The organism is Paenibacillus sp. 01T422, assembly GCF_056398785.1.
Genome location: NZ_JBFTQB010000536.1, coordinates 1 through 7189 on the forward strand (window position 1 = coordinate 1; position 7189 = coordinate 7189).

Sequence of the window (7189 nt, forward strand, 5' to 3'; positions counted from 1 at the left end):
CATATACGTTAATTTGACTGCCTACAGCAGAAACTTTCAAATGATAATCCGTATTCGGATTAATCGTTACACTCGCACGTTTCAATTCCGTCCAATTGTTGCTCATTCGTCCGAGCATGACGGCCCCAGTTCCAGTAGCGCTAAGCCCTGCATAGTAACCTCGCACATTATCTGCACCTGGTGTTGCGCTCACTGTTCGGAATAACAAGCCAGCGTCTCCGTTACGATCAGCCACACGAATGTCAGACTCTATCGTAAAGTCGCTCATGTCATTCTTGTTGGAAATCGCCTTATAACCTTGTCCTTTCGCTACCGACAGTCTGCCGGCATCAATGGACCATGGGCCTTCAATGGCATTCCATGTATCGTTAATCTTCATTTTGTCGAAATGATCAGCAAAATAGCCTGGTATTTTTTCCGCTTCCGCTGCTTGCACCGGATAGGGAGATAGCATGGTCAAATATAAAGCAAAAATAAGTAGTTGGACGATTACCGTTTTACCTTTGAACACAGGACACCTCTTTTCCTAAATTAATTTAGACCTTACCTTGTCCTCACATCAGCCACTCTGTTATGTAGGTCGTCAGCCGTTAAGCTGTCTCCTCCCTTCTAATCCAGTATCTCTAAAGCTCTATTCACAGCCATCGGAATGCCATAAACAGAGATTGTAGAAAGCATTTAAAGCATTTAAGGCTCCGCAAGATGCCTGATCTTTTCTTCAAGTTCAAGCGGATCTACCATATGAAACGTGTCCAACACAAAGCCATTTTTATCGATTAGAAAAACAGTGGGCAGCGCATGAAGCTGATACAGATCAGCAGCATGTTTGTGCTCATCCAGCAGGATCGGATACTTGAGATTATTCTGTTTCACGAATTTCTCAATGTTTTCCGGTTTTTCTTCGGTGGACACGTTAATGCCAAGAAAATCAACCTGATTCTGATACTGCGCGTACAGTTTATGCAGTGTGGCTACTTCAACCGAGCAGGCTTCACACCAGCTAGCCCAGAAATGAATCACAACCGGCTTCTCCCGTTTGCCTCCAATCGTATGGTACGAGCCATCCAGTGCTTTTAGTGTAAAAGAAGGCGCTTGGACATCACCCGTACCTGGCTTCTCCCCCGAACTCGCCAAATTTACGATGCTCTCCAGCTTGTGGACATCCAATCGCTGCCCATCGCCGCCAGGATTAGGTTCCGTACTCTTGTTTGCGAGATGCAGATAAAATGGCAGGCAGGTTAGCAATATAATGCCAACTAGCACACTGATCATTTTCTTCATTTGAACCTCTCCCTGAACATGTGTTTACTCTGATTATATCCGTGTGAAAAAAGAGCGTCTTTACGCGATTAGGCGAAACTTTGCGCGATTCTGACATAAGTTCAGGGCAGGGCACACTTTCACACAAAAAAGCCGCCTAACCACAAGAGATCCTGAGGTTAGGCGAACTTTACTTAGCGTTTATTCCAAAATTCTCTGTGCCAACGTTGCCAAATCGACAAGGTCTACACGACCATTGTTGTCCAGATCTGCTTGTTTGTACTTATCCCAATCTGCGTCACTCGATGTTTTACCATAAGCGGCTGCAACAATAGCCAAATCGCCGATTGAGTACTTACCATCGCCATTCGTGTCACCGGAATTTCCAGTAACAACCGACTGGTTAAAGATTTGCAGCGCTTGATTCAGTTCAGTAATCGCCAGTGCAACTTGCGCATTCGTCGCATTCGCATCGTTAGCAACCAACGTTGCTTTGTCGATCGCTGCTTGCAATGCCGCTTTGGCACCAGCAGGATACTGACCAACCGCTGTACCTTCTGTCGCGCCATCATACTTACTTTGTGCTCCAGCGATGAGCGTATTCAGTGCCGTTTTATCCACATTAGCAAGAATGCGAATGCTTTGAGTGGCCCCATCTACGGCTGTCTCTACGCCCTCTCCATTTGCCAAAACAAGATTGGAAAGTGTAATCGTGCTTGTAATATCCTCGCCAGTAGCCTTTGCTTTCCAATGAAGCTTCAGCAAATCGCCATTAATGCTTGTGCCGCCCACATTCACTGTAATCAGACGAACCGTACCTGGCACGACTTTCTTATCGAGGAGGGTTAAGCCCGTTTTCACGCTTTCTGCGGATACAAATTCAAGTTGRTTTGCATCGTACGTAACGCTTAAATCTTCTGCATACACACTTTGCGTAACACTGTTCAAGCTAAGTATTGAGTCGAACGGTTCCCCGCTTGAGACCGAGGCAGGTCCAGTTAACGACGCTGTCGGATCATTCACAATCGGGCCGACGGAGAAGTAATCGAACTTAGCCGGGATGGACGTCCCATCGGTTGCAGAGAAAGCGTAGAATCCAACTTTGGGATTCGTTAATTGTACCGTTACAGGGTCTGCAGCCTGCTTCCAGCTGGAACCGTCCCAATAATAGGTTGTGTAAACGTTACCAACCTTACGGATTTGCAGGTACGATGTATCGTAACCTGGATGTGCCGCCATATGACCCGCTTTGGTGTATGTGGCATTTTTCTCAAAAGCTGATTCCAGGGATTTGCCCGTGGCACCATCTGTATCCCACACATGCCCGAACTTCACATAATTATCTTCGTCCTGCCAAACAAGCAAGCCAGCCTGCTGGAAGTTTTTCCTCACTTGCGCATCTACCTTCGTCGTAATAACAAAATCACCGCTAGGCGCATTTTGCAAGAAGGCATTTTTTAGTGCATTTGAATTGCCAAAGCTATCGCCAGCGAGTGTCTGAATCGTTAGCTTGCCCGGATTGGTCGTCAGGCTCCAATTGGCGTTATTTTGACGATAAATGCTCCAATTGCTGTTTAACGTGGTGCTGTCGAAGTTATCCACGGTGGAACCTTTTGGAAGCGGATCGTTCACACCAGCATAAACAGTTTCCTTCTCAGCCGTTAGGCTAGTAAGTGCTTGCTGGTAGTCGCTCGCAGTGGCGTTATTGTCCGCAAGTATCTGCTTAGCGGATTGAATGACACCCTGGAAGTGATCCACCACAGCTTGCGGATATTGCCCAGGCTTCGTACCTGCGGTGAGCTTACTGAAAAGCTGCTCAGCCTCTTGAATGCCGCTGGACAAATCGCCGGCCGTTACCGTGCCAATTAACTCGCGGTGCGCTTTGGCAATTCGATCGAAATCGAGCTTTTCCACTTTGCGGTCATAAGAAAGCAAGCCGTTAATCTCATACTCGACGTCAGTGATTTGGGTATAGATCGCTGCGCTCAAGCCAGGATTTCCTTTGAGATTTTTCAATTGATTGATGTAATCGATGTATTTGTCCGTAATCTCTTTTTTGCTCTTCATCTCTTGATACGAGAACACGAGCGGACTCCATTCATGTCCTGGTGTATGTAGACCAAGGCCACCATATTCCCCGAGTACAGCAGCACGTGTATCCGTTGGCTTCGGTGAGTTCGGAGACGGATAAGCATGCATATCGACCAAGTCGCCTGCACCGGAATCCTGCCAACCGCTCGCGTTATTGATGAGACGCGTTGGGTCGAGGCCCTTCACATAATTGGTCGCATCCTTCGTCTGCTGTCCGCCCCAATCGAATTCGCCCCAGCCTTCATTGAAGACCGTCCATTCAATGATCGACGGTACGCTGCGAAGCTGATCGACCATTTCTTTATATTCCTTAAGCCACTGCGTTTTGGTAGCTTGTGTAATATCCGCGCCATGGTTGTTTTGACGATCCTCCAAGCTCGGCATATCCTGCCACACGAGGACGCCTAGCTTATCCGCCCAATAATACCAGCGAGCCGGCTCTACCTTGATATGCTTACGGATCATATTCATACCGACTCGTTTCACAGCTTGAATATCAAATTTCAAGGCATCTTCGGTAGGGGCTGTATAAATACCATCCGGATAAAAGCCCTGATCGAGAGGCCCCATTTGGAAGACAAACTTGCCATTCAGCAGCGGTCTTGTAATGCCGTCTACTTTCCCTAGCTTGATCTCTCTCATTCCAAAATAGCTATTAGCCTGATCGACAACTTGATCCCCGTTTTTCAAACGAACTTGTAAATCGTACAAGAATGGATCATCCGGTGTCCAAAGCCGAGGGTTCGGGACAGGAACTTGCAGCTCCGTGCCGGCAGGGCCGCTGATTCTTCCTACTTCCTGACCGTCCTTCATAGCAATGGCTTCAACGGTGAGATTGTTAGCTGCTCCTGCGGGAACGGTTAATTTTAACTTTTGATTGGTAAGATCAGGCRTCATATCCAGCTTCTCGATGTGAGCCTGAGCGACAGGCTCCATCCACACGGTTTGCCAAATACCGGAGACGGACGTGTACCAAATGCCTCCAAGCTTTTTCACCGTTTGCTTACCGACAGCTTGATCTTCACCCATATCCGTATTGTCCAGCACATGTACGATCAGTTCATTATCGCCAGCTTTTAGTTGATCGGTGATATCGTTCAACGTTTGCCCAGTAGGTAGCGCCTCTCCGACTTTAGCCGATTGGAACTGCCATTCCCCGTTCAGATTCTGCCATTTATCGCGAACGAGCTGCGGCCTAGGATATTCAGGCAGCACATGCTCCTTATCTACTTGGCTCGCCCATGGCGTCGTGATTTGATACGTAGAATCGTTTTTCAGCATTTTATCGAATGCCTGGACGACTCTGCCATCCTGATCCTCAAGGCCGCCTTGCCCGTCATAACTTGCCTTAACTAACCAAACATCCTTCGAATACACCGGATACTGGAACGTAACCACGATCGTGCTGTTATCACCTTGCTTAAGCGCTGCTGAAGCGATCGGCCAGTTGATGCCCATGACATTGACGTTAAAATGATTAACAAAACCTGCTGGAAGCGATTGCACTGGKTTATCCAGTTTAACTTCAGCCGTCGCCCCATCAACAGCTACGCTGCCCCCATAGGAGAATCCGCTTGGCGGGGTAAAAGCCTCAGTTGGTATGGCTGATTTCGGTACGGAAGGACTCGACCACCGCATGTGCAAATTAGAACCGCCGGTATTTTCAAAATATTCAACTTTAATTGCATATTTTTGCCCAGCAACTAGCTTAATTGGCGCTGCTACCTGCTCCTTATCCCAATCGTTGACCCAATGATCAATGACCAGTTTATTGTCAATCCAGAGCCGGAAGCCGTTGTCTCCAATGATTGAGAACGTGTAATCTTCGGAAAATTGGGGTTCAATGAACCCGCTCCAACGTACATTCACATTATCCTGCTGCCCGGTTAAAATCCCAAACGCTGGATCCAAATTGCCGAAGTCCAGATTGGGATCAAGTACGGTTGACTTTAACGTGCCAAAGTTAAACTGTGGAGAGCCCAAACTTGTATAGTACTCACCTTTTAAACCGTGAACGACAGGCTCATTCGCCATCTCCGCAGCTTGTGCTTGAAGGGTCATGAGCGGAGCCGTTGAGATTGTACCGAATGCACAAGCGGCAATAAGCAGCTTATTGAACGTTTTCTTTAACTTCATCCTATTCTAGCCTCCTGATCATATAAATGATGAATGGGCGAGAGTTTGTATGAGCCTCTCCTTTGTCTGCACATGAACTCCTTTCATCCTATTCATTGAAAGATTACAGATACATTATGTAACAATGAAGAGAGGAAGTATTTAGGTTATTCCGCCTTTTTTTACGTTTTCTTGCCTTTTCGTTCACGGAGTGTACTACAAATATAGAGACAAAAAAGGAGGCTGCTCAACGGCATTTTCTGCCGATCAAGCCCCTCCCTGCTGCTATTCACGCTTATTAACCTTTGATTATTTGGCAGTCAACAGTTTATAAATCAACATGGCCGCTTGGGCGCGATTCGTAGATTCCTTCGGATGAATGCCCTCTCCATAACCATCTACCAAGCCCATCTCCACGAGTGTTGTAACACTTTGTATCGCATACTCCGAAATGTCTGAAGTATCGTTAAACGAATCTACTAACGAAGTCCCTTTACTTGCTGGGAGCTTATTCAGCGCTTTCAAGGTACGAGCTGTCAGAGTCATCATGTCTTCTCTAGTCACAGAAGCTCTCGGATGGAAGTTATTATATTCGTCACCCTCTACAATGCCTAAGCTTCTCGCAGCGGATAAATGCTCATCGAAGTACTCACCTTGCTGCACATCGTCAAAGCGCTCGCCTGTTCCACCTTTTACTTCCAAAGCTCGCATCAGAAGAACCACAAAATCGGCACGTGTAACAGGCTGCCCTGGACTGAAAGTGCGCTCTGCCGTTCCATTGACAATTCCCTTCTCAGCCAGGTAGGCAATCGCCGTTTTGGCCCATGTGAAATCGCCAAGATCATCGAATGGGAACAAATCGTTAATCTCAACAGCCACTTTGGCATTCGACTCTTGATCCGTACTAGCTAGAATGGAATCGACCAATTTGACCTTGCCGATCGCAAGCTCCGCATTCCCGTCGTCTATCGCTTCAAATTTTAATTTGTACAAAATCTGTTCGCCATCGTCCCCCTTCGTTCGGCCTATGCGTGTATGTGCGAGTTGAATATGGTTATCTTTCACAATGGGGGAAACGGAAAATCCAGGAATCTCCGTAGTCGCTTCTTTTAATTTCAGCTGCTTTGGATTGAAGTCCAAATTGATTTCGTACGCGTAGACGTCTTTCAGCTGATGCCCCTTTATTAGTACTTCCACATTTTCTCCTTTGGACGGCTTTTCGGTAAGAACAGTCAGCGTGTAAGTGGGTGAGTCCTCTGCTGAAGCTGGTGCTGCTCCCCCTACTATCATCGTTGCAGCGAAAACGGTCATTAAACTTCCTGTCATTATTTTTTTTACTTTCACGTTGGAGTGCCCCTTTCATTTCATTAACTCCAATATAAAAAAATCTAGCAAACATGTATTTAGAATATCAGGTGTAAATTTGCTATTTTCGGATATTTTGAGGTGGAACGACACAACATCACGGATCTCTGAAACCCCAATCGCCTCCGCATGAAACACGAAAAAAGCCGGATACAGGAAACTGATTCCCTATCCGGCTACCTTTGCCCCCTATGAACATGTCGATTTGAATAATTCTTCGTGCCGAGCAATAACGATATCAATGATGCATCTATAAATTTCCGAAGCATATTCAGGGTTCAATCCATGTTGAGCCGAAAGCTTAGCGATCTTCTGAAACTGTTGATTTTCGCGGCTAACATCTTGCGAGTGCAAGTGA

5 protein-coding genes are annotated in these 7189 nt (G+C 46.7%); all 5 read right to left on the minus strand.

Annotated elements, in window-relative coordinates; genetic code table 11:
• Window positions 1–511 (minus strand): 3-keto-alpha-glucoside-1,2-lyase-like domain-containing protein (locus tag AC1DUA_RS25185; RefSeq protein WP_477502373.1); only part of this gene is annotated, 511 nt, incomplete at its 3' end.
• A gap of 176 nt (window positions 512–687) precedes the next feature.
• Window positions 688–1281 (minus strand): TlpA family protein disulfide reductase, encoded by a 594-nt coding sequence (locus AC1DUA_RS25190; protein WP_477502374.1) that lies wholly within the window; start codon window positions 1279–1281, stop codon window positions 688–690.
• A 180-nt stretch (window positions 1282–1461) separates the two neighbouring features.
• Entirely contained in the window at window positions 1462–5487 is a 4026-nt protein-coding gene (locus AC1DUA_RS25195; protein ID WP_477502375.1) for a PA14 domain-containing protein, read from the minus strand.
• 288 nt (window positions 5488–5775) lie between these two features.
• Complete coding sequence (locus AC1DUA_RS25200) at window positions 5776–6810, minus strand: S-layer homology domain-containing protein (RefSeq protein ID WP_477502376.1); 1035 nt, start codon at window positions 6808–6810, stop codon at window positions 5776–5778.
• A 210-nt stretch (window positions 6811–7020) separates the two neighbouring features.
• Window positions 7021–7185 carry a chorismate mutase gene (locus tag AC1DUA_RS25205; protein WP_477502377.1) on the minus strand — a complete coding sequence of 55 codons (165 nt, stop codon included), beginning with the start codon at window positions 7183–7185 and terminating at the stop codon, window positions 7021–7023.
• Between the last annotated feature and the right edge of the window lie 4 nt (window positions 7186–7189).

What these genes read in the sequence shown, in the direction of transcription:
- AC1DUA_RS25190 (WP_477502374.1), bottom strand. Translation starts at nt 1,281, where the DNA reads ATGAAGAAAATGATCAGTGTGCTAGTTGGCATTATATTGCTAACCTGC.